The following is a 23,718-nucleotide window of genomic DNA, read 5'->3' on the forward strand; positions in this document are numbered from 1 at the left end:
TGGAGGCGCTGGCGTGCGCTCCCGCCCGCACATCGCCTGATGTTCCTGCAGGCCCTGTTCATGGTGCCCTGGATGGTGGTCGTGCTGCGCATCGCGGGAGTTCGCCGCGCACTCGCGCACGCCGCGGTGCTCGGCCCGCGATCCCTGGATGAAGAAGCCGACGTCGTGCGAGCGGCCCAGCGCGTGGTGGCGGCCGCGGCGCGCCACGGCGTCGTGCGCGGCAGCTGCCTGCCCACGTCGCTCGCGCTGCAGCGGCTGCTCGGCCGGCGGGGAATCGCGACCCGGTTGCGCATCGGCGCATCGACGGACGCCGGCGCGTTCAGCGCCCATGCGTGGGTCGAATGGCGCGGGCGGCCGCTGATCGACGGCGCGGGTGTTCGCGATCGCTTTCACGCATTCGGCGACCTGCCGGGTCCGGCGTTGCCGCGAGAGCGGTGAGCGGCATCTGCGGCATCGTGCGCGTGGATGGCGCACGCGTGGATGAGGCGGCGCTCGCGCGGATGACCGATGCGCTGGCGTTCCGCGGACCCGATGCGCGCGAGGCCTGGAGCCGCGAGGGCGCGGGGCTCGGCCATACGCTGCTGCGCACGACCGACGAAGCGCTGCGGGAGCACCAGCCGCTCAGCTTCGGCGGCGACGTCTGGATCACCGCCGACGCCCGCATCGACGCCCGCCCCGGCCTCATCGCGAAGCTGCGCGACGCGGGCCGCGACGTGGCTGCCGATGCACCCGACGTGGACCTGATCCTGCACGCCTACCACGCATGGGGCGAAGCCTGCATGACCCACCTGCTGGGGGACTTCGCTTTCGCCATCTGGGATGCGCGGGCCGGGCGGCTGTTCTGCGCGCGGGACCATTTCGGGATCAAGCCGTTCTTCTACGCGCGCGCCGGAGAAGCCCTCGTGTTCAGCAATACCCTCGATTGCGTTCGCATGCATCCCGGCGTCGCCGCGGACCTGAACGAACTCGCCGTCGCGGATTTCCTCCTGTTCGGCGAGAACCTCGAGCCCGACACCACCGTCTTCGCCGCCGTGATGCGGCTTCCTGCGGGGCATTGCCTGGCTTGGTCGCGGGCCGGGCTGCAGGTCCGCGCCTACTGGACCTTGGACAGGAACCTGCCCATCGTGGAGCGCAGCCCGCGCGAGCAGGTGGCGCGGTTCAGGGCGCTTTTCGAGCTGGCCGTGTCGGATCGGCTGCGCACGGGTCGCATCGGGATCGAGATGACCGGCGGCATGGATTCGACGTCGGTGGCGGTGACGGCGCGGCAACTGCTCGCGCGGTCCGGCCGCGCTTTCGGGATGAGCGCGCACACGAGCCACTTCGAGCATGTCGTCCCCGACCGCGAAGGCGAATTCGCCGCGCTCGTGGCGCGCGAGGCCGGCTTCCCGATCACCCTGCATGCGTGCGATGCCTACCCCCTGTTCGGGCGGTTCGACGATCCGCACACCCACCAGCCGGAGCCCTACCACGAGCCGCTGTACGCGCACCGCCGCGACGTCTGCCTGACCCTGCCTGCGCAGGGCCGTGTGTTCTTCACGGGATGGGAGGGCGATGCCATGCTGAACGAATCGCCCAAGCCGTACTTCCGCCGGCTGTTGCGCGAGGGCCGCTGGCCCTTGCTGCTGTCCCGCATGGCGGCGTACGCCGTTTCGCAGCGGCGCTGGTTTCCGCTGGCGTGGCGCGACCGGCTCCTCGGGCGGAAGGGGCGAAGCGCCGGGCCGGCGCCGGAATTCCCGCGCTGGATCGCGGAGCCGCTCGCGCAGCGCCTGGACCTGCGTGCGCGATGGGACGCGCACCACGCGAAGCCGCGCGGCACGCATCCCCTGCGTCCCTACGCCTACGCGATGTACGACTACCTGCAGCGCGCGTCGAACCACTTCGACCATTACGACGCGGCCATCACCCGCCAGCCGGTCGAATACCGGCATCCGATGATGGACGTGCGGCTGGTCGAGTTCTGCCTGTCCCTGCCGCCGGCGCCATGGTGCGTGCGCAAACGCATCCTGCGCCTGGCGATGAAGGGCCTGCTGCCCGAAGCCGTGCGCCGCCGGCCCAAGACGCCGCAGGGGACGCGCTATATCGAGGTGCTCCTCGAGCGCGACCGCGCCGCGTGGGAGAAGGGCATCGAGGCTTCGCCCGCGCTGCAAAGATTCGTCGACCTGCGCGGGCTTGGGCTAAACTGCCCACAAGCCGAGCCCATGCTGGTCTGGCGCGACCTTCGCGTCCTCAGCCTGGATTTCTGGTTGCGCAGTTTGAAGGAGTCTCCCGGTGAACAGTGACAGCAACGCGATGGATCCCCGCTCCGGCGGCCAGGCGCACGCCGACAGCGGCGGCGCTGCGTCCCGAAAGCCGTATCACGCTCCGGTGCTGCTGGTCTACGGCGACATCAGGACCTTGACCCAGTCCTTGAACACCGGCAATGCGGATGGCATGGGCGGCGCCGCGATGCAGAGCACGCACCTCTGACCGGCGGGTTGCCCGCGACCAGCCATCCACACGCCGGGCGCTCTCCGGTCTCCCCTTCCCAGCGAATGTCCGTCACCTGCATCCTGTTCGGCCTGGGCATCCGCTTCAACGCCGCCTTGTCGGGATTGGAGGGCTTGCCGCGGACCGACCGCGTCGACGTCGACTTCACCCTGGGTGCGCTGCCACCCCATAGCGGCACGCTGGCCCAGGCGCGGGGACGCACCCCCTACGTCAGCACGCTGGAGACCGACGAGGGACACGTCGAGCTCTTCGCGACCCGCCTTCCCGGCAGCAAGGACTTCCGCCTGGACTACGACGACGGCACCGTCGTCGTCATCGAATCCGATGGGCGCCGCGTGTGGGCCGATTGGCCCGCGACCCGGACGGCGGACGATGTCGCCACCTACCTCCTCGGGCCGGTCATGGGGCTGGTCCTGCGGCTGCGCGGGGTGTTGTGCCTGCATGCGAGCGCGGTGGCCATCGACGGCCGCTCCATCGCCTTCGTCGGCGTGTCGGGCGCGGGCAAGTCGACGCTGGTCGCCGCCATGGGGCGTGCGGGGTATCCGGTGCTCTCCGATGACCTCGTGCCCATCCGCGATGGGGGCTTGCAATTCGAGGTGATCGCGTCGCGGCCGCGCCTGCGGCTGTGGCCCCGGTCCGCCGACGCGATCTACGGGCCGGCCCATGCGCTTCCGCGCATCGCGCCCGCATCGGAGAAACGGATGGTCGACCTGACGGCGCAAGGCAACGGCGTGCCGTCGGACTTGCCATTGGGCGGCGCCTACTTCCTGGGCCGCCGCGAATCCGCACTCGCGTCTGCGCGCTTCGGGGACCTGGACGCGCGCAGCGCCGTCATGGCGATGATCGCCGACGCGTTCGCGAGCAGGTACCTGGACAGGGAATTGCGCGCGCGCGAGTTCGACCTCGCGTGCCGGCTGGCCAGGCAGATGACGCTGCGGCGCCTCACCGCGCCGGACGACCTGTCCAGCCTGCCGCGGCTGTGCGATGCCATTGCGGCCGACGTGCGCACGGTGCGCCACGCCCGGGCGGCCTAGCCAAGCGGGGCCGCCGGTGTACAGCATTGCCGCATTCGGTGAAATGATCGCGGACCGGGTGCGCATGCAGGCCTATACGCGCGCGATGCGCGAGAGCATCCGGCCCGGGTCGGTCGTGCTGGACATCGGCACCGGCACGGGGGTGCTGGCGCTGCTCGCCTGCAAATTCGGCGCTCGCCGCGTGTTCGCCATCGAGCCGTCGGACACGATCCAGCTGGCGCGCGACCTGGCGGCCGCCAACGGGTTCGCCGACCGGATCGAATTCATGCAGGCCTTGTCGACCGAGGTGGATGTGCCGGAGCGGGCGGACGTGATCGTGTCGGACCTGCGGGGCGTGCTGCCCCTGCATGACGGGCACCTTCCTTCCATCGTCGACGCGCGCGAGCGCCTGCTGGCGCCCGGCGGCACGCTCATTCCGCGCAGCGACACGCTGTGGGTCGCACTGGTCCAGTCGCCCCGGCAGCACGCGCGCATCGCGTCGCCGTGGATGGAGGACTTCGAGGGGCTGGACATGCGTGCGGGCGCGGCGCTGGTTGCCAACCAGTGGTGGCGCGCGGATGTGGGCGCGGACGAGCTGATGTCGCAGCCCCGGTGCTGCGCCTCGATCGACTACGGGACGGTGCGCAGCGCCGACCTCGACGCGCGAGCCACGCTGGTGGCGGATCGCCGCGGGACCACGCACGGGTTCTGCATGTGGTTCGACGCGGTGCTCGCCGAGGGCGTCGGCTATTCGAATGCGCCCGGCCGCGATCCGCTGGTCTACGGACGCGCGTTCTTCCCCTGGCGCCAGCCCGTCGAACTCGAGCCGGGCGATGAAGTGCGGCTCGACCTCGAGGCGCTCCACACGGGGCGGGAGTACCTGTGGCACTGGAAGTCCGAATTTCGGGGCGCCGGCGGGCAGGCCAGGGCGGGGTTCAGGCAGTCGACGTTCCTGGGTCAGCCCTTGTCGCCGCGGCAGTTGAAAGCGCAGATGCCCGCCCACGTTCCGGGACTGGGCGACGCCGGTGCGGCGGATGCGCGCATCCTGCAATGGATGGGGGAGGGGAAGTCCCTGGGCGCGATCGCCTTGCTGGCGCACCGCGAATTCACGGCGCGCTTTCCGGGCGAACGCGAGGCGGCGTCGCACGTCGCGCTGCTTGCGTCGAAGTACGGACGATGACTCCGATGAAACGTGTGGCGATCGAGCGCAGGAGCGGGATGGACCCCGCCGAATTCACGCGTCACTGCCTCGCGGACGGCGGACGGCCGGTGATCGTCACGGACGCGATGAACGAGTGGGCGGCCCTGCGCCAATGGACGCTCCCCTACTTTCTCGACCGGTACGGCAGCGACCTGGTCCCGGTTTCGCTGGGACTTTCCAGCTCCGTCGCGAAGATGACGAAGCTCTCCGCTTTCATCGGGCACCTGCTGCAACCCGGGTCGGAATTGCCCGGGTTCTGGATCGATTCGGCCTCCGGCAAGCCGCTGCGCACGGACCCGGAAGTGGGCCGTGCGAGCTTCTACCTGATCGACTGGTACGCGTTCGAGAAGCATCCGGAATTGTTCGAGGCGATCTCGCCCCCCGCGTATTTCGTCGCAGACTGGGAGCGCGCGCTGGGGGCGCCACTGCGGGAGGCGGTGCGCTGGGTGAGCGGGAGGGAAACCACCTCGCTCTATGTCGGCGCCGGGGGCGCGTTGTCGCCGCTGCATCGCGACTTCTGGAACACGCATGCGACCCTGGCACAGATCCTGGGCCGCAAGCGGGTCATGCTGTTCTCACCCGCGGACACGCCCGCGATGTACGAAGGCCGGGTGGATCCGGAGCAACCGGATCTCGCCGCCTTTCCGCTGCTCCATGAAGCGACGATGCACGAAGCGGTCATCGGCCCGGGCGACATGCTTTTCATACCGGCCGGATGGTGGCATTGCGTGCGCGCGCTGGACAACGCGGTCACCGTGAGCCACAACTTCTTCAACGAAACCAACTTCGGCGATCACCTGGCGGGACTGCTGCGCGGGCTGCCGCGCCTCGCCGAAGGCCTGCAGCGCAACCCGCAATGGAAGCTCGGTCCGTGAGGCGCCGTCTTCACGCGACCGACTCGCGCCGCAGCGCCTTGCGCACTCCCGTCGTGGCGCGCCTCAGGTAAAGCCAGGGCAGCCAGCGCCAGCGCGCCTGCGCATATTTGGCCAGCATGTATTGGCGCGGCGGGAAGAGCAGCTCCGCGATCAGCCGGCCTTGCCGGAGCGGGCTGCGCAGGGCGACGAAGTTGATCCACCTGCGCTCGAGCTTGCCCGCATCGAGGTAGCGCGCCGGCAGTTCTCCCCGTGCGCGCGCCAGGGTGTCCATGACATCCCGGGGGAAATCCGAGCCGAGTCGCGACTGCGTCTGCTGCATCGCTTCGAGGGCGACGGCGGCCAGTCCCTTTCGCGCCGCCAGCTGCGTGAACAGGTCCCAGTGCGCGGGCGTGAACACCTGCGAGAGCAGATGGATGTCGTACAGCCAGATGAGCCGGTCCGCCTCGCAATGCGGGACCCCGTCGACGTAATAGGGGCTTTGCTTGTGCGCGCCGCGGTGCATGCACGCGACCAGCATCGAGTGAACGGGCATGGTTCCGCGGGCGTGCGGGCCCAGTGGCGGCAGCGGGATCGCGGCCTCCAGGAGCTCGTCCCGGCTGAAGAGCCTGGAGAGCAGTTCGGAATTGTTGATCTTCCAGTGCAGGTCGATCTCGTGCTCCGCGCCTTCGCCGGTGCGCAGCACGTAGCCTGCCTGGTAGGACACCACTGCGCCGCTCACCTGGGCAAGCGGCTGCCATCCGAGTGCGGTCAGTCGCTCATGCGCTTTTTCGCGGTCGGCGGCGGCGACCAGCATGTCGGTGTCGCTGCGGGAGCGCAGGGCGGGGTTGGGGTAGAGCGAATAGGCGAGGGCGGTGCCCTTCAGGAGGAGGGGGGCGACGCCCGCCTCGTGGAGCGACGCCAGCAAGGTCGCCAGCGCGCGCTGGTGGCTCATTTCCCACATCGTTTCGAGCAGCGCGTGCGTGTGCAGGGCCCGGGTCAGCTCGGACGGCCATCCCGCGTCCACCGCCCGGGGGTGCAGCAGCGCGCTGACGCCATGGATCTGCGCTGTTCTTGCGACCCGGTCCACCAGGGAGGACGGAGCTGCCGGGGGCCAGCAGGGCGCGGCCGCGCCGCGCAGCGCCGCTGCCACCAGCGATACGGCGTCGGGGACGGGGGTGGAATGCACGGCTCGATTCTGACCGACGCCGGGTGCATGGCCCCGGGCCGGCACGCGAAGGGCCCGCCCGATAAAATCAGGCGATTCCCCGCCGGGCCCTGGCCGCCCCCTCCCCATGCTCTATCCCGAAACATTCGATGTCATTGTCGTCGGCGGCGGCCACGCCGGGACCGAGGCTGCGCTGGCTTCGGCGCGCATGGGGTGCAGGACGCTGCTGCTGACGCACAACATCGAAACCCTCGGCCAGATGAGCTGCAACCCGTCCATCGGCGGCATCGGGAAGGGCCACCTGGTCAAGGAAGTCGATGCGCTCGGCGGTGCCATGGCGATCGCCACGGACGAGGGCGGCATCCAGTTCCGCATCCTCAACGGTTCCAAGGGACCCGCCGTCCGTGCCACCCGGGCCCAAGCCGATCGCATTCTCTACAAGGCGGCCATTCGCAGGCGCCTGGAGAATCAGCCGAACCTGACGCTGTTCCAGCAGGCCGTGGATGATCTCATCGTTGAGGGCGACCGTGTGACGGGCGCTGTGACGCAAGTGGGTATTCGCTTCACGGCACGTGCGGTGGTTTTGACCGCGGGGACTTTCCTCGACGGGCGGATCCACGTCGGCCTGAACAACTACCAGGCAGGCCGCGCGGGCGACCCGCCGGCGATCTCCCTGTCCGCTCGCCTGAAGGAGCTCAAGCTGCCGCAGGGACGCCTGAAGACCGGCACGCCTCCACGCCTGGACGGACGAACCATCGACTTTTCGAAGTGCGAAGAGCAGGGGGGCGACCTCGACCCGGTGCCGGTCTTCAGCTTCATGGGCCGGGCGGACATGCACCCCGCGCAAATGCCGTGCTGGGTCACGCACACCAACGAACGTACGCACGAGATCATCCGCTCCGGTTTCGACCGCAGCCCGATGTTCACGGGGAAGATTGAAGGGGTGGGGCCGCGCTACTGTCCGAGCGTGGAAGACAAGGTCAACCGCTTCGCCGACAAGGAAAGCCACCAGATCTTCCTGGAGCCGGAAGGCCTGAGCACCAACGAGTACTACCCAAACGGCATCTCGACCAGCCTGCCCTTCGACATCCAGTACCAGCTCGTCCGTTCCATGGCAGGTCTGGAGCATGCGCACATCCTGCGGCCGGGCTACGCGATCGAGTACGACTACTTCGACCCGCGTTCGCTCAAGAGCAATTTCGAGACGCGCTCGATCGAGGGCCTGTTCTTTGCGGGGCAGATCAACGGGACGACCGGCTACGAAGAGGCGGCGGCCCAAGGCTTGTTCGCGGGAATCAATGCGGCCCTGAAATGCCGGGGCGACTCGCCTTGGCTGCCCGGCCGTGACGAGGCCTATCTCGGCGTGCTGGTCGATGACCTCATTACCAAGGGCGTGACCGAACCTTACCGGATGTTCACAAGCCGGGCGGAATTCCGGCTGCAGCTGCGGGAAGACAACGCGGACTTGCGCCTCACCGAGGCGGGGCGCAAGCTGGGCCTGGTCGATGACGTCCGGTGGGACTCGTTCAGCCGCAAGCGCGACGCTGTTTCACGTGAAACACAGCGGCTGGCCAGCGTGTGGGTCAACCCGCGCAACCTGCCGGCGGCGGAGTCCGAGAGGGTGCTCGGCAAGGCGATCGAGCATGAATACAACCTGGGCGACCTGCTCCGCCGGCCCGATGTGGATTACTCGGCACTGATGTCCCTGGCTGGGGGCGTGTATGCGAACCCGGAAATCTCGCGCGAGCATCTGGGTGAGTTGCTCGAGCCGGTGATCGAGCAGATCGATATCGCCGCCAAGTACTCGGGCTACATCGATCGGCAAAGGGACGAGGTGGAACGCTCCGCCCACTACGAGAACCTCAAGCTGCCGGACGACCTCGATTATTCGCAGGTGACGGCGCTGTCCTTCGAGGTCCGGCAGAAGCTCAACAAGCATCGTCCGGAAACCCTGGGGATGGCCTCGCGGATTTCAGGCGTGACCCCGGCGGCCGTGTCGCTGCTCCTGGTGCACCTGAAAAAGACCCGCTTCAAAGGCCTGACCCCGGTCGACACGAGCAAAGTCGCCGCCTGATGCACGCGCTGGAAGCGCCGCTGAGGCGAGGACTCGACGCGCTGGCCTTGCAGCTCGAAGAGCCGCAAGTCGTCCAGCTGCTCGGTTACCTGGACCTGGTCCAGAAATGGAACAAGGTCTATAACCTGACTGCCGTCCGGGACCCTGCCGAGATGGTGTCGCAGCACCTCCTCGATTGCCTGGCGGTGCTGCCATCCTTGCGTGCTCGACTTCCCGAAGTTCCGGGTCGTCTGCTGGACGTCGGCTCGGGCGCCGGATTGCCCGGTATCGTGATCGCGATCTGCCGGCCTGACATCCGTGTGGATTGCGTTGATACGGTGGCCAAGAAGGCCGCCTTCATCCAGCAGGTGGCGGTCACGCTCCAGCTTTCTAACCTCCGTGGCCTGCATGCGCGGGTCGAGAGCCTGCCGGCAGATTACGGCGTCATCACCTCCCGGGCGTTCGCATCGCTCAAGGATTTCGTCTCCTGGTCCGGTGGGGCGCTGCAGGAAGGCGGAGTGTGGATGGCCATGAAGGGCAGGTTGCCCCAGGAAGAGATCGACCAGTTGCCGCCCGAAGTGCGGGTGTTTCACGTGGAACAGTTGAAAGTCCCCGGTCTGGATGCCGAACGCTGCCTGATTTGGCTGCGCCGCGCCGCGCCCGTAACGTAAACTCAGCCTTCCATTTTGGCGGCTGCCCGCGGGGGATTTCATGTTTGGCGTAGCGGACTACGGCGCGTTTGTCGCCGCAATCATCATCTTCCTGGCGATTCCCGGCCCCGGCAACCTGGCACTCATCACCTCCACCAGCAAAGGCGGAATCGCGGGAGGTTTGGCGGCGACCTTCGGCGTCATCGCGGGCGACCAGGTCCTGATGTGGGCGGCGGTTGCCGGTGTCGCGGCACTGCTGACTGCTTACCCCGCCGCCTTCCATGCCGTCCAATGGATGGGCGCCGCATACCTTGCATGGCTGGGCATCAAGATGATTCTCGCCAAACCGGGTGAAAAGCCGATCCTGAACATCGAGCCGCATCATTACTTCAGGCAGGCCGGACTCATCACGCTGCTCAACCCGAAGGCCATCGTTTTCTACATGGCGTTTTTTCCGTTGTTCGTCGATCCCGCCCGTCATCAGGGCCTGCTGACTTTCGGCGTCATGGCCGCGACCATCGCCACGCTCACTTTCCTTTACGGCTTGATCGTCGTGCTCCTTACCCATCACCTCGCGGAACGGATGCGCGCCAATCCGGTGATCGGCCGCGTCCTTGAAAAAGTGGCGGGCATCTTCCTGCTCGGCTTCGGCATCAAGCTCGCGATTTCCAGGTAGTCCATGGCAAAAATCTTTTGCGTCGCCAACCAGAAGGGCGGGGTTGGCAAGACGACGACGACTGTGAATCTGGCCGCTGGCCTGGGCAAGATCGGCCAACGCGTGCTGATGGTCGACCTGGACCCGCAAGGCAATGCCACCATGGGCTCGGGCATCGACAAGCGAAAGCTGAAGCTCTCGGTCTACGACGTGCTGCTCGAATCCGCCTCGGTCGCCGAAGTGCGCGTGCGCAGCGAAAAGTGCGGCTACGACGTCCTCGGCTCCAACCGCGAGCTCGCGGGCGCCGAGGTCGAACTGGTGGACCTCGACCATCGCGACCAGCGGCTCAAACAGGCGCTGGCGAAAGTGGCGGACGAGTACGACTTCATCCTGATCGATTGCCCGCCCTCACTGTCGATGCTCACGCTCAACGGCTTGTGCTGCGCGCATGGCGTGATCGTGCCGATGCAGTGCGAGTACTTCGCTCTCGAGGGACTGACCGACCTCGTCAACACCATCAAGCAGGTGCATGCCAACCTGAACAAGGATCTGCAGATCATCGGCCTGCTTCGGGTGATGTTCGATCCGCGGATCACCTTGCAGCAGCAGGTGAGCGACCAGCTCAAGTCGCACTTCGGGGACAAGGTCTTCAACACCGTCATCCCGCGCAACGTCCGGCTCGCCGAGGCGCCGAGTTACGGCCTGCCCGGCGTGATCTTCGATCCGTCGGCGCGCGGCAGCCAGGCGTTCGTGGAATTCGCCAACGAGATGGTCGAGCGCATCCGCAAGATGTGACCCAAGCCGCGCCAGTAGTACTCCTGCAGCTATCGAATTCATAGCAATGAAACCTTCCAACGTCCTGATCCTCCCCGGCTGGGAGAACAGCGGCCCGCAGCATTGGCAAAGCCTCTGGGAAAAGCGCCACGGCTACGTGCGCGTGGAACAGCACGACTGGATGAAACCGCTGCGAGGCGACTGGGTCGCGCGCCTGGAGGACATGGTGCTCTCGCGGGACGAACCGGCCGTGCTCGTGGCCCACAGCCTGGGCTGCATCCTCACCGCCGCGTGGGCTGCGGTGTCGAAGAACACGCACCGCGTGAAGGCGGCCCTGCTCGTCGCGCCCGGCGACGTGGAGCGTCCAGACATCCGCGAGCAGATCCCGACGTGGTCGCCGATCGAACTCTCGACCCTGCCGTTCCCCGCGGTCCTGCTTGCGAGCCGGAACGACCCCTACTGCGAATTCGAGCGCGCGCGCCTGTTCGCCCACGCATGGAACGCGCAGTTCATGGACTACGGCGATTGCGGGCACATCAACGCGGAATCCGGCCTCGCGAGCTGGCCCGAGGGCCACGTGCTCCTGCAAGATTTGATGAAAGACTAGAAGCCTCACCTATGGTCACGAAGAAACCCAAGGGCCTCGGCCGCGGCCTGGAAGCGCTGCTCGGCCCGACCGCGCAGGAGACCGCCACCAACGAGGCCAACGCCGCGACGCCGGGCCTGCCCGCATCGCTGATGCTGGCGGACATGGTGCCGGGCCAGTACCAGCCGCGCACGCGCATGGACGAAGGCGCGCTCTACGAACTCGCCGAGAGCATCAAGGCGCAGGGCATCATGCAGCCGATCCTCGTGCGCCGGCTGGCGGCGGGGGATAACGCGGGCAAGTACGAAATCATCGCGGGCGAGCGCCGGTTTCGCGCGGCGAAGCTCGCGGGCCTGGACAGCGTGCCGGTCCTCGTGCGCGACGTGCCCGACGAATCCGCGGCCGCGATGTCGCTCATCGAGAACATCCAGCGCGAGGACCTGAATCCGCTGGAAGAAGCGCACGGCCTGCAGCGCCTGGTGAAGGAATTCGGCCTCACGCATGAACAGGCTGCGCAGGCGGTGGGCCGTTCGCGCAGCGCCGCGAGCAACCTGCTGCGCCTGCTGAACCTCGCCGACCCGGTGCAGACGATGCTGATGGCGGGCGACATCGACATGGGCCACGCGCGTGCGCTGCTCGCGCTCGAGCGCGCGACGCAGATCACGGCCGCGAACCGCATCGCCGCGAAGAAGCTGTCTGTGCGCGAGACGGAAGCGCTCGTCAAGAAGCTCGGCGCCGAGTTCAACCTCACTTCGCCCAAGCCCAAGCAGGAGAAATCCCGAGACCTGCGGCGCGTGGAAGAAGAGCTGTCGGACCTGCTCACCGCCGAAGTCGACGTGCGCGTGAAAAAGCGCGTCAAGCGCAACGGCCGCGTCGAGGAGATGGGCGAAGTCGCGATCCAGTTCGGATCGCTCGAAGAGCTCAACGGACTGATCGACAAGCTGCGCGGCTGAAGCTAGCGGTGTCCGTCCTCGTGGTCCGCGAGCGGCCCGGCTCCGATGCCCATGCCGGCGCCACCGCCGCCTGCGCCCGCGCCACCGCCACCACCGCCGCCCCCACCGCGCTCGGCGCGGTCTGCGCCCTTCGCGCCACCGCGTCCGCCCGAAGGCGAGGGCCGCGCGGGGCCTTGCGGCGGAATCACCAGGTCGCCGACGGCTTCCAGGTCGAGTGCTTCACGGATGAATGCGCGCAGCGCGACCACCAGCGGCGCCGTCTCCACGGCCCGGCCCGCGACGAGATCCTGTGCCGCCGCGACGGCCAGCTTCACCTGCTCCGCGGTGCCGAGCAGGATGATGTCGGACAGCGCGGCTTCGACCGCATCGCGGATGCGCCGCCGGCGGTCCGACCCGTCCCCGCCGCCTTCCATTGACTTGAGTTCGCGCAGGTGCGCGGGATCCACGGCCAGGTTGCCGGTGAACGATCCCCCCAGCACCTTGTACGCCGCGATGAGCGTGCGCAGCCGCTCGTTGATCTGCCGGTTCTCGCGCTCGCGCCGCCGTTGCACCGTCTGCATCACGACGAGCCGCATGCCGACCATGATGAGCGTGACGATCGCCAGCCCGAACAGCGTCGATAGCAGGGCCCGCCAAGAACTGAAGTCGAGCGCGCTTCTCACCCCGGGCCTAGATCGAGAAGATCTTGCCCGGGTTCATGATGTTCTTCGGGTCGAGCGCGCGCTTGATCGTGCGCATCATGTCCACCGCGCCGACTCCCGCTTCCGTCACGAGAAAGTCCATCTTGTGCAGGCCCACGCCATGCTCCCCGGTGCACGTGCCTTCGAGGCTGAGCGCGCGCGACACGAGGGCGTGATTGAGCTGCTCGGCGACTTCGCGCTCCCGGGGCTGCTGCGGATCGATGAGATAGCCGAAGTGGAAGTTGCCGTCGCCCACGTGGCCCACGAGGAAGTAGGGGATGCCGCTCGCGTCGGCTTCCTTCACCGAATCGAGCAGGCAGTCGGCGAGCCGGGAGATCGGCACGCAGGTGTCGGTGGAGATCGCGCGGCAGCCCGGGCGCGACTGGATCGCCGCGAAGTAGGCGTTGTGACGCGCGGTCCACAGGCGCGTGCGCTCCTCCGGCGTCGTCGCCCATTCGAAGGACTGGCCGCCGAACTCGCTCGCGATCTCCTGCACCGTCTCGGCCTGCTCCTTCACGCCGGCAGGCGAGCCATGGAATTCCATGAGCAGCATCGGCTCCTCGCGCAGCCCGAGCTTGCTGTGCGCGTTCACCATGCGCACGGTGTTGTGGTCGATCAGTTCCACGCGCGCGATCGGCACGCCCAGCTGGATGATCTGGATGGTGGTGCGCACCGCCGCTTCGATGCTCGGGAACGAGCACACCGCGGCGGAGATCGCCTCCGGCAGCGGATAGAGCCGCACCGTCACTTCCGTGATGACGCCGAGCGTGCCTTCGCTGCCCACCATGAGGCGCGTGAGGTCGTAGCCCGCGCTCGACTTCTTCGCGCGCGTGCCGGTGCGGATCACCTCGCCCGACGCCGTGACGACTTCGAGGCTCAGCACGTTCTCGCGCATCGTGCCGTAGCGCACGGCGTTCGTGCCGCTGGCGCGCGTCGCGCTCATGCCGCCGAGGGTGGCGTCCGCGCCCGGGTCGATCGGGAAGAAGAGGCCGGTGCTCTTCACCGCCTCATTCAGCTGCTTGCGTGTCACGCCGGGCTGCACGGTGACGGTCAGGTCATCCGCGTCGATGGACAGCACCCGGTTCATGCGGCTCACGTCGATGCTGATGCCGCCCTCGACGGCGAGCAGGTGGCCCTCGAGCGAGGAGCCGACGCCGAAGGGGATGACGGGCACGCCATGCTGGCTGGCGAGGCGCACGGCGTCCGCGACGTCCTGCGTGCTCTGCGCGAACACGACGGCGGCCGGGGGCGGCGCTTCGAAGGACGATTCGTCGCGGCCGTGCTGTTCACGCACGGCGAGCGCCGTGGAACATTCGGCGCCGAAGCGCGCCTTGAGCGCGTCGAGGAGCGCGGCGGGAACGTCGCGCTGGTGGATTTCGGGGACGAGATGGGAGGCGGCGGTGGGCGCGTTCATGCTGGCGTGTCTCCAGGGGGCTTCGCGCCAGTGTAAGCCCGCCACCCGCGGCCCGCGAACCGCAATCTTTTGGCCTATCGGCCGAAGGCGCCTTCGAATTCGGCGCGGCTGATCACGCCGTCCTTGTTGAGGTCCATGTCTTCGAACGGCCGCGGCACGATCGCGAGGCGCTGCACTTCCTGCCGGGTGAGCTCGCCATTGGCGTCGCCATCCGCGAGGTCGAAAGCCTGGCGGATCTGCGCGGCATTCCAGCGGTTGGGCGGCAGCGGCTGCGTGGCAGGTGCGACGGGAACGATCGGCAGGGACGCGGTCGGCGCAGGCGCGGCCGTCTGCGCATTCACCGGACCTTGCAGCGAGGCGAGCCCGAGCAGGGCGCAGGCCGCGAGCTCAGCGCAGCGCATCTTCGTATTCCGAACGGGTCAGCACGCCGTCGTGGTTGGCATCCATGTCCTCGAAGCTGAACGGGGCGATGGTGAGGCGCTGCGCTTCGGCGCGCGTCAGCTCGCCATCGCGATTGCCGTCCGCCGCGATGAAGGAGCCGGCGACCTGCACCGGCGTGTACGAGCCCGGGAGCATCAACACGGGGCGCGAGCCGCCTCCCGCGCCCATGACGTTGGTCTGCTGCACGCCCGGGTCGACCACCGGGCTGCCCGCCGGCACGCCGGGGTTGGAGACATTGTTGGGAATGGCCGTGCGTGCCGCGAGCGAAGGACCGGGCACGGGGGGCGCGGAGCCGATGGCTCGCTGGGTCTGCGCGTGGCCCGCATTCGCCGCGAGCAGGGCGGCCAGGCAGGCGAGGCGGAGGGCCGCGCGCGAAACGGATAAGGATGTCATGGCAAATCTCCCTGTGGGCGCGAACCGCCCCATTGCACCCATGGTGCATCCGCCCGCACGACCGGGCGCTCGGCGAACGCCGAAACATGCGTAGGACGACAGCGCGCACGGCTGACGCACAATCGCAGGCACAGCCATCCGGCAGACTCAGCGGGAACCACCATGGGCAAGCGCCTCACGCAGATCGCCACACGCACCGGCGACAACGGCACCACCGGCCTCGGCGACAACACGCGCGTGTCCAAGGACAGCCTGCGCGTGCACGCGATGGGCGACGTGGACGAACTCAACTCGCATATCGGCGTGCTGCTGTGCGAGGAAATGGAGCCGGGCGTGCGCGAGTTGCTCGTCGAGGTCCAGCACCAGCTCTTCAACCTCGGCGGGGAGCTCTCGATCCCCGGGTTCGAACTGCTCAAGCCCGAAGCGTTGCTGGCGCTGGACAACGCGCTGGCCGACTACAACGCCCGCCTGCCGAAGCTGGAGGAATTCATCCTGCCCGCGGGCAACCGGGCCGCATCGCAGGCCCATGTGTGCCGCACCGTGGCACGACGTGCCGAACGTGCGGTGGTCGCGCTGGGTGCGGTGGAGAACGTGCGCGAAACGCCGCGCCAGTACCTGAACCGGTTGAGCGACCTGCTGTTCGTGCTCGCGCGCGTGCTCAACCGGATGAACGGCGGCGACGACGTGTACTGGAAGAGCGAGCGTCTCGCCCGCGGAAGCGAATAGCCCTCAGCGCTTCAGCACGGCGAGCGTGAGGCGGGACACGCAGGTGGCTTCGCCCTTGTCGTTGTGCATGTCGATCTGCCACACCTGCGTGGAGCGGCCGATGTGGATCGGCCGGGTGATGCCCGTCACCCAGCCTTGCGTCGCGCTTCGCAGGTGATTGGCGTTGATGTCCAGGCCCACGACGTATTGGTCTTCAGGGCAGGAGTACATCCCGCCGCACGAGCCCAGCGTTTCCGCGAGCACGACCGACACGCCGCCGTGCAGCAACCCGTAGGGCTGGCGCGTGCGCTTGTCGACCGGCACGCGCGCACGGATGAAGTCGTCGCCCACCTCCAGGAATTCGATGCCGAGGTGCTCGGGCGAGGTGTCCTTGTGGGCCGCGGTGAGCAGCTCCACGGAGATGGGCTTTTTCCAGATGGGCATCGGAAGATTCTAGGCGGCCCGGCGCGGCTGGGCTGCAGCCTCCGATGTCGCATCGCCGCCGCGATTGAGCAGCGCGTACAGCAGGATGGCGCCGAAGGTCGCGGTGCCGATGCCGCCCAACGCGAACCCGCCGAACTTCAGCGTAAAGTCTCCCGTGCCGAGGACGAGGGTGATCGCCGCGACGATGAGGTTGCGGTTCTGCGAGAAGTCCACGCGGTTGTCCACCCAGATCTTCGCGCCGGCCGCAGCGATCAGGCCGAAGACGACGATCGACACGCCGCCCATGACCGGCAGCGGGATCGCCTGGATCACGGCGCCGAATTTCGGCGAGAAGCCCAGCACGATGGCGAACGCGGCTGCGAACACGAAGGCCGCCGTCGAATAGATCTTGGTGGCGGCCATCACGCCGATGTTCTCGGCGTAGGTCGTCACGCCGGTGCCGCCGGCGGCGCCGCTCACCATGGTCGCCACGCCGTCGCCGATGAAGGCGCGGCCGATGTAGGCGTCGAGGTTGCGCCCGGTCATCGCGGTGACGGCCTTGATGTGGCCGAGGTTCTCGGCGACGAGGATGATCGCCACGGGCACGATCAGCAGCATCGCCGCGCTGTCGAAGACCGGCGCCGCGAAGGCCGGAGCACCGAACCACGCGGCGTTCGCGATGCCCGAGAAGTCCATGGGCTTGCCCAGGCCCATGCCGTTGGCGAGCACGGCGTAGACGATGCTCGCGACGACGAGGCCCACGAGGATCAGCAGCCGCTGCACCATGCCGCGCGTGAACACCGCGACGATGGCGACGCAGACGAAAGTCACGGCCTGCATCCACGAATCGAAGTTGCTCGCGGCCATGTTCTTGATCGGGATGCTCGCGAGGTTCAGGCCGATCACGGCGACCACCGCGCCGGTGACGACCGGGGGCATCACGCGCTCGATCCAGTTCGTGCCGACCGCCTGCACGATCGCGCCGATGATCGCGTACACCGCGCCGCACGCGATGATGCCGCCGAGGGCCAGGCCGATGTTGGCGTTGCCGCCCTTGCCCGCATAGGACGTCGCGGCGATGACGACGCCGATGAACGCGAAGCTCGAGCCGAGGTAGCTCGGGACCTTGCCGCCGGTCACGAGGAAGAAGATCAGCGTGCCGATCCCGCTCATGAGGATGGCGACGTTGGGATCGAAGCCCATGAGGATGGGCGCGAGCACAGTGGCGCCGAACATCGCGATGACGTGCTGCACGCCCATCGCCGCGGTCTGCGGCCAGGGCAGGCGCTCGTCGGGGGCGATGACCCCGCCTTGCAGCAGCACGTCGGAAGATTTCTCCGTCCAGTCGAACATTCCCATCTCTCGCTCCTTCTTGTGAAAGTGCCGCGATGCTAGGGGGAACGCCGCCGCCGCGCAAGGCGCGCCGTCGTCAGGCGGTGAAGATCGCCACCTTGCCCAGCACCTGCGCGTCCTTCAGCAGCTTGCGATGGCCGAGGCCCTGCGTGGCAACGAGCTCCGCGCCGCGGATCGCGTGCGCGAACGCCACGCCGTCGGCGAAGCGATTGATGCTGTCCTCGCGGTCGTGCACCACGAGCGTGGGGATGCGCACGCGCGGCCCCACCGCGTCGGGCTCGAACTGCGGCATCAGCACGCCCTCGCGCGCTTCGATGCGTCCCTGCATCGCGGCGCGCGTCCGCTCGGACAGGCCGAACACATGGGCGAAGAGGCGCGTGTACTCGCGCGGGGACGCGGGCGGCGCGAGGAGCACCAGCCGCTGCACCGGCAGCCCCCTGCCCACCGCGTACGCGGCTGCATTCGCGCCGAGCGAGTGCGCGACCACGGCGCGCAAGGTATGCCCCGACTGCAGCAGGCGGGCCGCCGCGTATTCGATGGCGCGTGCGAACTGCGGCAGGTTGCTCACCGACCCCGCACTGCGGCCGTGCGCCGGCAACTCCAGCAGCATCGGGCGCAGGCCCTGCTGCGCCATCGACTCGGCGAGCGCGAGCATCTGCCGTGCCTGGCCGCCCCACCCATGCACGAGTAGCACCACCGGGCCGGCCGAGTCGCCTGCTTGCGAATACAGCGTGAGCGATGCGTCCTCGAACGGCCAGCTTTCGATCTTCCAGCTGGCGTCCCAGTGCGAGCGCCGCGCGAGCCACCGGGGCGGCAGCGGCGTGCCGAACAGGCGCGCCGCCGCGCGGACCGCGAAAGCGGGCCACAAGCGCTGCGACGCCCCGAGCGCGAAGCGGAACAGGCGCAAGCCGGGGCTTGCCTGGTAGAAGGCCGAGGTGGCCTCGAGTGCGGTGCGGGTCATGGGGGGCTTTCAATAGAAGATCATGTCCTCGTTGCGGCGGGGCAGTCCGCGCAGCGATTCGCAGGCGGCCGCGACGCCGCGGCAGGCGGCATAGACGAGGGCGATGAGGAGGACGGTGAGCATGGCGGGATCCTTTCTTCGCACAATCGTGCGAAATATGGGCAAACAAACGTGGCGAGTCTCTGGAAGCGGGAACTCCTACTTTTTGTAGGTTTGCAGCAGGCGGCGCCAGGTGGCCTGCGTTCTCTCGACGGCGCGCGGGTCGCGCAGGAAGCGTGCGTCGTGGATCATCCCGAGCATCATCGCGCAGGCTTCCCCCGCGAGTTGCTCGGCATCGGTGTCTGCCTTGAGGTGGCCCTCGTCGATGGCCTGCAGCACCGTGCGCCGCAGGGCCGAACGCCAGCGCGTCACTTCCGAGTGCAGGTGGTCGCGCAGCGGGCCCTCGCGGTCATCGAGCTCGAAGGCGCCGGCGGAAAAGATGCAGCCGTTGCGCGCCTCGACGTCGCGCGTGCGCACGATCCAGCGCGCCATGATTTCTTCCAGCCGCGGCAGGCCCTTGGGCAGCTGCATCGCGGGGACGAAGACGTCGGCGAGAAAGCGCCGGCCGAATTCCTCGACCACGGCCTTCTGCAGCGCCTCGCGCGAGCCGATGCGCGAGAAGACGCCGCTCTTGGACAGGCCGATGCGGTCCGCGACGGCCTGCAGCGTGATCGCCTCCAGGCCTTCCGCCGAAGCGAGGTAGAGCCCGGCGCCGACGATGGCGGCGCGGGTCAGTTCGCTCTTCTGCGTTTTGGCGTCCATGCACCCATATTAGCACGGTCGTGCGAAAATCGCAAAGGCCCTCCTCAGGCCTGGACCAGCGCCGCGCGGACTTCGGCCAGCACCGGCGCCCAATCGCCGGCCCGCTGCTGGCGAAAAAGGCGCATGCCGGGATACCAGGGCGATTCCTGCGTGTCCGTTCCCCAGCGGAAATCCGCAGTGAAGGGCAGCAATAGCCAGGTCCGCGCGCCGAGCGTGGCAGCCAGGTGCATGAGGGAGGTGTCGACCGTGATGACGAGGTCCAGCGCGGCAATTTGCGCGGCGGTGTTCGGGAAGTCGTTCTCCGCGAATCGCTGGATGACCGGGTCGACGGACAGCGAGGGTTCGTCCGCCACGGCGATGTCCTTTTGCAGGCACCAGTAGCGCGGCCCGGCCGGCAACGCCGTGCGGAACCGTTCCAGCGACAGGGAGCGCCGGTGGTCGCCGGCGTAGCCGGGGTTGCCGGACCACACCAGCCCAACGTTGGGACCGGTGCCCGCACGGGAGGAGATCACGTCCTTCCAGCGGGCCACCAGGTCCGCCGGCGGCGCCAGCCAGCCGACCGCGGGGGGAATGTTTCCGCGCCCGGTCCCGAAAACATGCGGCAGGCTCAGCATGGGGCAATGGAAGTCTGCCTGCACAACCTCGCCGGGGCCGACGACCCGGGTGGCGCCCCGTGCGAACTGGAACAACGGCAGCAAGGGGCGCTGCACTTCCATCACGACCTTGGCACCGCGCTCGGCAAGCAGCGGCAGGTAGCGCGCCATCTCGATCGTGTCGCCCAGGCCTTGCTCCGCGTGCACGAGCAGCGTCCTGCCCTGCAAGTCCTCACTTCCCGTCCACTTCGGCGCATCGATCCCGCGCTGCACGTTGCCGAGTTTGCCGGCGCGAAAACGCCACTCGTACGCCGCCCACCCGCGTTCGTAGTCGCCCGCCGTGAGCAGGCACAGGGCGCGGTTCCAGTTCAGTCCGGCATCGTCTGGCGCGAGGGCGAGCGCCTGGGCGTAGGTGCGCAGCGCCTCGTCGAAACGGTGCTGGTCGCGCAAGGTGTTGGCGATGTTCATGAGCAACTGCACGTCGCCGGGGCGGTGCGCACGCACGCGCTCGAAGCCGGCGAGCGCTTCGTCGAACCGGTCGAGTTCCATCAGCACGTTCGCGCGGTTGAAGAGCACCTCCAGGTTGTCGGGGGCGAGCGCGAGCGCCCGCTCCAGCGCGTGAAGCGCGGCATCGAAACGGTACAGCTCGTACAGGCTCACGCCCAGGTTCATCTGCGCGACGGCGGAGTCCGGCGACTGCGCCACCGCCTGCTCGAAACTGGCGAGCGCTTCCTCCCAGCGGCCCAGGTGCCCCAGCGCCTCGCCGCGCAAGTTGAGTGCCTGCGGCGCGCCGGGCATGCGCGCGAGCGACGCGTCGAATGCGGCCAGCGCGGCATCCCATTGCCCCAGTTGGTTGCGAAGCACGCCGAGGCGAAAGTGCATGTCGGCGGAAGATGCGTCGATGGCCAGGGCGCGCTCGAGCAGCGAGGCCGCCTGCGCGAAATCCTTCCTGTAGGCCGCGATGGAACCGAGCATGGCCCATCCCGGAGCGAGCCCCGCGTCGTCCGCGACCGCCTGGCGGCACAGGATCTCGGCGAGCTGCACCTGCCCCTGGCGCAGCAGCGCTTGCGCCTCAAGCAGCCGGCTGTCCATGCGGCGGCGCCTTGCGATGCTCCTTTTCCTCGATGAGTTCGGCACCGAGCGCGAGGTTGATCTGCCGCTTGATCGCCGCGCGCCTGTCGTTGCTGGCGTAGATGCTGCGCGCGGTTCGCACGAACTCCTCGCCGAAGTCCTTGGCCTGCTCGCACGCGCGCACGGTGTTCTCCAGGTCCCAGATCTCGCGGTTGACCTGCAGCAACTGCGCCTCCAGTTGCGCAACGCCCGAGGCCGGGTCGACCTGGGCAAGCAGCTCGCGGGCGATGTCCGTGAGCAGCGCCAGTTCCCGTTTCACGTTGGCGAGCTTCTCGGGCGCGACGATGCGCTCGCGCTTGACCTCGAGGATGGTCTTCTTGTCGAGCAGCTCCGCAGGGGAGACCGGGACCAGAACGGGATCTTTCATGGGCGCCTTGGTGAAGCTTTCACCGATTCTAAAAGCGGTGGGCAGGTGCTAGCCTCGCGGCATGAGACCTCCGTACGTTCCGCAAATCCGGCGCTACCAGGACTGGCTGCACCGTGAGCGCGGCCTCGTTTTCGACGACTACGAGGCCCTCTGGCGCTGGTCGGTGGCGGACCTGGCCGCGTTCTGGCAAAGCGTGTGGGACTACTTCGACCTGCGCTCGCCCACGCCGCACGCGTCCGTGCTCTCGGGCCCGCCGATGCCGCTGGCGAAGTGGTTCGAAGGCGCGCAGTTCAACTATGCGCAGCAGGTCCTGCGTCACGTGGATCGCGCGCATGCCGCGGGATGCCCGGCGGTCATCAGCCGCGACGAGAAGGGCCGTCACCGGGAGATGGGCTGGCCCGAACTGCGGCGGCAGGTCGCCTCGATGGCGCTGCACCTGCAGGCGCAGGGGCTGCGGCCCGGCGACCGCGTGGCGGCTTACCTCCCCAACATTCCCGAAGCGATCGTCGCCTTCCTCGCCACGGTGAGCGTGGGCGGCGTGTGGAGCATCTGCGCGCCCGACATGGGCACGGCCGCCGTGCTCGACCGCTTCCGCCAGATCGAGCCCAAGGTCCTGATCGCGTGCGACGGCGTCACCTACGGCGGGCGCGATTTCGACCGGATGGACGTCGTCGCCGAGATGCGCGCCGCGCTGCCCAGCGTGCGGCACCTCATCCTCCATGACCACCTGGGCGGCGCGCGCGCATCGGCCGCTGCGACAGGCGAGTGGACGCCGATGGAGCAAGTGACGTCGCGCGACGACGCGCAGACCGCCACTTTCGAGCCGGTGTGGCTGCCGTTCGACCATCCGCTGTGGATCGTCTATTCCAGCGGCACCACGGGGCTGCCCAAGCCCATCGTGCATGGACACGGCGGCAGTGTGATCGTCGCGCTGGTGCTCAAGAACCTCCACAACGACATCGGCTGCAGCTACGACGCGAACTCGCGTGGCGAACGCTTCCACTGGTACAGCTCCACGGGCTGGGTGATGTGGAACGCGAACGTCGCGGGCCTGCTCGATGGCACCACCTGCTGCATCTACGACGGCAACCCGGGCGGCAGCAAGGAGAGACCCGACTGGTCCGTGCTGTGGCGGTTCGCAGCCGAGACGGGCGTGACCTTCTTCGGCGCGGGGGCGGCGTTCTTCGCCAACTGCATGAAGTCGGGCCTGGATTTGCAGGACTGCGGCGACTTGAGCGCGATTCGCGCCCTCGGGACCACGGGCTCGCCGCTGTCCGAAGACGCCCAACGCTGGGGGACCGCGCAATTCGAGAAGCTTGGAACGCCGGGCATCTGGTGGTGCAACATCTCCGGCGGTACGGACTTCGCGGGCGCGTTCATCGGCGGCAACCGCGAGTTGCCGCTCGTTCCGGGCGAGATGCAATGCCGCCTCCTCGGCTGCGCAGTCGAGGCCTGGAACGAGGCCGGCGAGCCGGTGATCGGCGAAGTCGGCGAACTGGTCTGCACGCAGCCCATCCCGTCGATGCCCCTGTACTTCTGGGGCGACGAAGGCAACAAGCGCTACCTCTCCTCCTACTTCGACACCTATCCCGGCGTATGGCGGCATGGCGACTGGCTCAAGATCACGCCGGCAGGCGGCTGCATCATCTACGGCCGCAGCGACGCCACCATCAACCGCCACGGCCTGCGCATGGGCACCAGCGAGCTGTACAGCGCGGTCGAGGCATTGCCGGAGGTGCTCGACTCCATGGTGGTCGACCTCGAATACCTGGGACGCGAGAGCTACATGCCGCTCTTCGTCGTGCTGCGCCCCGGCGTGTCGCTGGACGATGCGATGAAGGCGAAGATCAACGGGGCGATCCGCACGGCGCTGTCGCCGCGGTTCGTTCCCAACGAGATATTCCAGGTGGCCGAGATCCCGCGCACGCTGACCGGCAAGAAGCAGGAGCTGCCCGTGAAGAAGCTGCTGCTCGGGCAGCCGATGGAGAAAGTCGTGAACCGCGATGCGATGGCCAACCCGGCCTGCATGGACTGGTATGCCGCACTCGCAAGAAGGCTAGGATGA

General features: G+C 68.2%; 25 protein-coding genes. 14 read left to right on the plus strand and 11 right to left on the minus strand.

Annotation, left to right across the window (positions count from 1 at the left end):
- Positions 1 to 39 precede the first annotated feature (39 nt).
- From I5803_RS13675 to I5803_RS13700, 6 genes are all read left to right on the plus strand, one after another.
- Positions 40 to 438 (plus strand): lasso peptide biosynthesis B2 protein, encoded by a 399-nt coding sequence (locus I5803_RS13675; protein WP_196986896.1) that lies wholly within the window; start codon positions 40 to 42, stop codon positions 436 to 438.
- On the plus strand, positions 435 to 2,279 hold the full coding sequence (locus tag I5803_RS13680; protein WP_196986897.1) for an asparagine synthase-related protein: 1,845 nt from the start codon (positions 435 to 437) through the stop codon (positions 2,277 to 2,279). The genes I5803_RS13675 and I5803_RS13680 overlap by 4 nt, the downstream gene beginning before the upstream one ends.
- Positions 2,269 to 2,466, plus strand: coding sequence for a hypothetical protein (locus I5803_RS13685; RefSeq protein WP_196986898.1), 198 nt, complete (start codon positions 2,269 to 2,271; stop codon positions 2,464 to 2,466). The genes I5803_RS13680 and I5803_RS13685 overlap by 11 nt, the downstream gene beginning before the upstream one ends.
- A 65-nt stretch (positions 2,467 to 2,531) precedes the next feature.
- Entirely contained in the window at positions 2,532 to 3,521 is a 990-nt protein-coding gene (locus tag I5803_RS13690) for a hypothetical protein (protein ID WP_196986899.1), read from the plus strand.
- 43 nt (positions 3,522 to 3,564) lie between these two features.
- Positions 3,565 to 4,680 carry a 50S ribosomal protein L11 methyltransferase gene (locus I5803_RS13695; RefSeq protein WP_196986900.1) on the plus strand — a complete coding sequence of 372 codons (1,116 nt, stop codon included), beginning with the start codon at positions 3,565 to 3,567 and terminating at the stop codon, positions 4,678 to 4,680.
- A 5-nt stretch (positions 4,681 to 4,685) separates the two neighbouring features.
- The gene (locus tag I5803_RS13700) at positions 4,686 to 5,576 is read left to right on the plus strand and encodes a cupin-like domain-containing protein (RefSeq protein WP_196986901.1); all 891 of its coding nucleotides are present in this window, start codon (positions 4,686 to 4,688) and stop codon (positions 5,574 to 5,576) included.
- Positions 5,577 to 5,586: 10 nt separating this feature from the next.
- Here I5803_RS13700 and I5803_RS13705 read toward each other — a convergent pair whose 3' ends face one another.
- Positions 5,587 to 6,741 (minus strand): nucleotidyltransferase family protein, encoded by a 1,155-nt coding sequence (locus I5803_RS13705; RefSeq protein ID WP_196986902.1) that lies wholly within the window; start codon positions 6,739 to 6,741, stop codon positions 5,587 to 5,589.
- Between the two features lie 106 nt (positions 6,742 to 6,847).
- Between I5803_RS13705 and mnmG the strand changes: the two genes are divergently transcribed.
- The 6 genes from mnmG to I5803_RS13735 are packed head-to-tail and all read left to right on the plus strand — an operon-like array spanning position 6,848 to position 12,391.
- On the plus strand, positions 6,848 to 8,794 hold the full coding sequence (gene mnmG / locus I5803_RS13710) for a tRNA uridine-5-carboxymethylaminomethyl(34) synthesis enzyme MnmG (RefSeq protein WP_196986903.1): 1,947 nt from the start codon (positions 6,848 to 6,850) through the stop codon (positions 8,792 to 8,794).
- A complete protein-coding gene (rsmG, locus tag I5803_RS13715) occupies positions 8,794 to 9,444 on the plus strand; it encodes a 16S rRNA (guanine(527)-N(7))-methyltransferase RsmG (RefSeq protein WP_196986904.1) in 651 nt (216 codons plus the stop codon). Before mnmG ends, rsmG begins: the two co-directional genes overlap by 1 nt.
- Positions 9,445 to 9,484: 40 nt before the next feature.
- On the plus strand, positions 9,485 to 10,099 hold the full coding sequence (locus tag I5803_RS13720) for a LysE family translocator (protein ID WP_196986905.1): 615 nt from the start codon (positions 9,485 to 9,487) through the stop codon (positions 10,097 to 10,099).
- A 3-nt stretch (positions 10,100 to 10,102) separates the two neighbouring features.
- Positions 10,103 to 10,873: a ParA family protein gene (locus I5803_RS13725; RefSeq protein ID WP_196986906.1), complete on the plus strand. Its 771-nt coding sequence runs from the start codon at positions 10,103 to 10,105 to the stop codon at positions 10,871 to 10,873.
- A gap of 46 nt (positions 10,874 to 10,919) precedes the next feature.
- Positions 10,920 to 11,459, plus strand: coding sequence for an RBBP9/YdeN family alpha/beta hydrolase (locus tag I5803_RS13730; RefSeq protein ID WP_196986907.1), 540 nt, complete (start codon positions 10,920 to 10,922; stop codon positions 11,457 to 11,459).
- Between the two features lie 11 nt (positions 11,460 to 11,470).
- On the plus strand, positions 11,471 to 12,391 hold the full coding sequence (locus tag I5803_RS13735; RefSeq protein ID WP_196986908.1) for a ParB/RepB/Spo0J family partition protein: 921 nt from the start codon (positions 11,471 to 11,473) through the stop codon (positions 12,389 to 12,391).
- A gap of 2 nt (positions 12,392 to 12,393) precedes the next feature.
- Here the strand turns inward: I5803_RS13735 and I5803_RS13740 are convergent, their stop codons facing one another.
- The 4 genes from I5803_RS13740 to I5803_RS13755 form a co-directional block, all read right to left on the minus strand.
- Positions 12,394 to 13,053 carry a hypothetical protein gene (locus I5803_RS13740; RefSeq protein WP_196986909.1) on the minus strand — a complete coding sequence of 220 codons (660 nt, stop codon included), beginning with the start codon at positions 13,051 to 13,053 and terminating at the stop codon, positions 12,394 to 12,396.
- Between the two features lie 7 nt (positions 13,054 to 13,060).
- Positions 13,061 to 14,485 (minus strand): FAD-binding oxidoreductase, encoded by a 1,425-nt coding sequence (locus I5803_RS13745; protein ID WP_196986910.1) that lies wholly within the window; start codon positions 14,483 to 14,485, stop codon positions 13,061 to 13,063.
- 74 nt (positions 14,486 to 14,559) lie between these two features.
- Positions 14,560 to 14,886, minus strand: coding sequence for an EF-hand domain-containing protein (locus I5803_RS13750; protein WP_196986911.1), 327 nt, complete (start codon positions 14,884 to 14,886; stop codon positions 14,560 to 14,562).
- The gene (locus I5803_RS13755) at positions 14,873 to 15,319 is read right to left on the minus strand and encodes an EF-hand domain-containing protein (protein ID WP_196986912.1); all 447 of its coding nucleotides are present in this window, start codon (positions 15,317 to 15,319) and stop codon (positions 14,873 to 14,875) included. The genes I5803_RS13750 and I5803_RS13755 overlap by 14 nt, the downstream gene beginning before the upstream one ends.
- Before the next feature lie 162 nt (positions 15,320 to 15,481).
- On the opposite strand from I5803_RS13755, the gene I5803_RS13760 reads away from it, so the two are divergent.
- Complete coding sequence (locus tag I5803_RS13760) at positions 15,482 to 16,045, plus strand: cob(I)yrinic acid a,c-diamide adenosyltransferase (protein ID WP_196986913.1); 564 nt, start codon at positions 15,482 to 15,484, stop codon at positions 16,043 to 16,045.
- A 3-nt stretch (positions 16,046 to 16,048) separates the two neighbouring features.
- On the opposite strand, the gene I5803_RS13765 is transcribed toward I5803_RS13760, so the two are convergent.
- The 6 genes from I5803_RS13765 to I5803_RS13790 form a co-directional block, all read right to left on the minus strand.
- Complete coding sequence (locus I5803_RS13765; RefSeq protein WP_196986914.1) at positions 16,049 to 16,468, minus strand: hotdog fold thioesterase; 420 nt, start codon at positions 16,466 to 16,468, stop codon at positions 16,049 to 16,051.
- 9 nt (positions 16,469 to 16,477) lie between these two features.
- Positions 16,478 to 17,806, minus strand: a complete 1,329-nt coding sequence (locus I5803_RS13770) for a solute carrier family 23 protein (RefSeq protein WP_196986915.1) — start codon at positions 17,804 to 17,806, stop codon at positions 16,478 to 16,480.
- A gap of 70 nt (positions 17,807 to 17,876) precedes the next feature.
- A complete protein-coding gene (locus tag I5803_RS13775; RefSeq protein ID WP_196986916.1) occupies positions 17,877 to 18,761 on the minus strand; it encodes an alpha/beta hydrolase in 885 nt (294 codons plus the stop codon).
- Positions 18,762 to 18,959: 198 nt separating this feature from the next.
- Positions 18,960 to 19,562, minus strand: coding sequence for a TetR/AcrR family transcriptional regulator (locus I5803_RS13780; protein ID WP_196986917.1), 603 nt, complete (start codon positions 19,560 to 19,562; stop codon positions 18,960 to 18,962).
- A gap of 44 nt (positions 19,563 to 19,606) precedes the next feature.
- Positions 19,607 to 21,247, minus strand: coding sequence for a tetratricopeptide repeat protein (locus I5803_RS13785; protein WP_196986918.1), 1,641 nt, complete (start codon positions 21,245 to 21,247; stop codon positions 19,607 to 19,609).
- Positions 21,228 to 21,653, minus strand: coding sequence for a DUF6165 family protein (locus tag I5803_RS13790; protein WP_196986919.1), 426 nt, complete (start codon positions 21,651 to 21,653; stop codon positions 21,228 to 21,230). Before I5803_RS13790 ends, I5803_RS13785 begins: the two co-directional genes overlap by 20 nt.
- Positions 21,654 to 21,714: 61 nt before the next feature.
- On the opposite strand from I5803_RS13790, the gene I5803_RS13795 reads away from it, so the two are divergent.
- A complete protein-coding gene (locus I5803_RS13795; RefSeq protein WP_196986920.1) occupies positions 21,715 to 23,718 on the plus strand; it encodes an acetoacetate--CoA ligase in 2,004 nt (667 codons plus the stop codon).

It is taken from the genome of Caenimonas aquaedulcis (assembly GCF_015831345.1).
Classification (GTDB): domain Bacteria; phylum Pseudomonadota; class Gammaproteobacteria; order Burkholderiales; family Burkholderiaceae_C; genus Ramlibacter; species Ramlibacter aquaedulcis.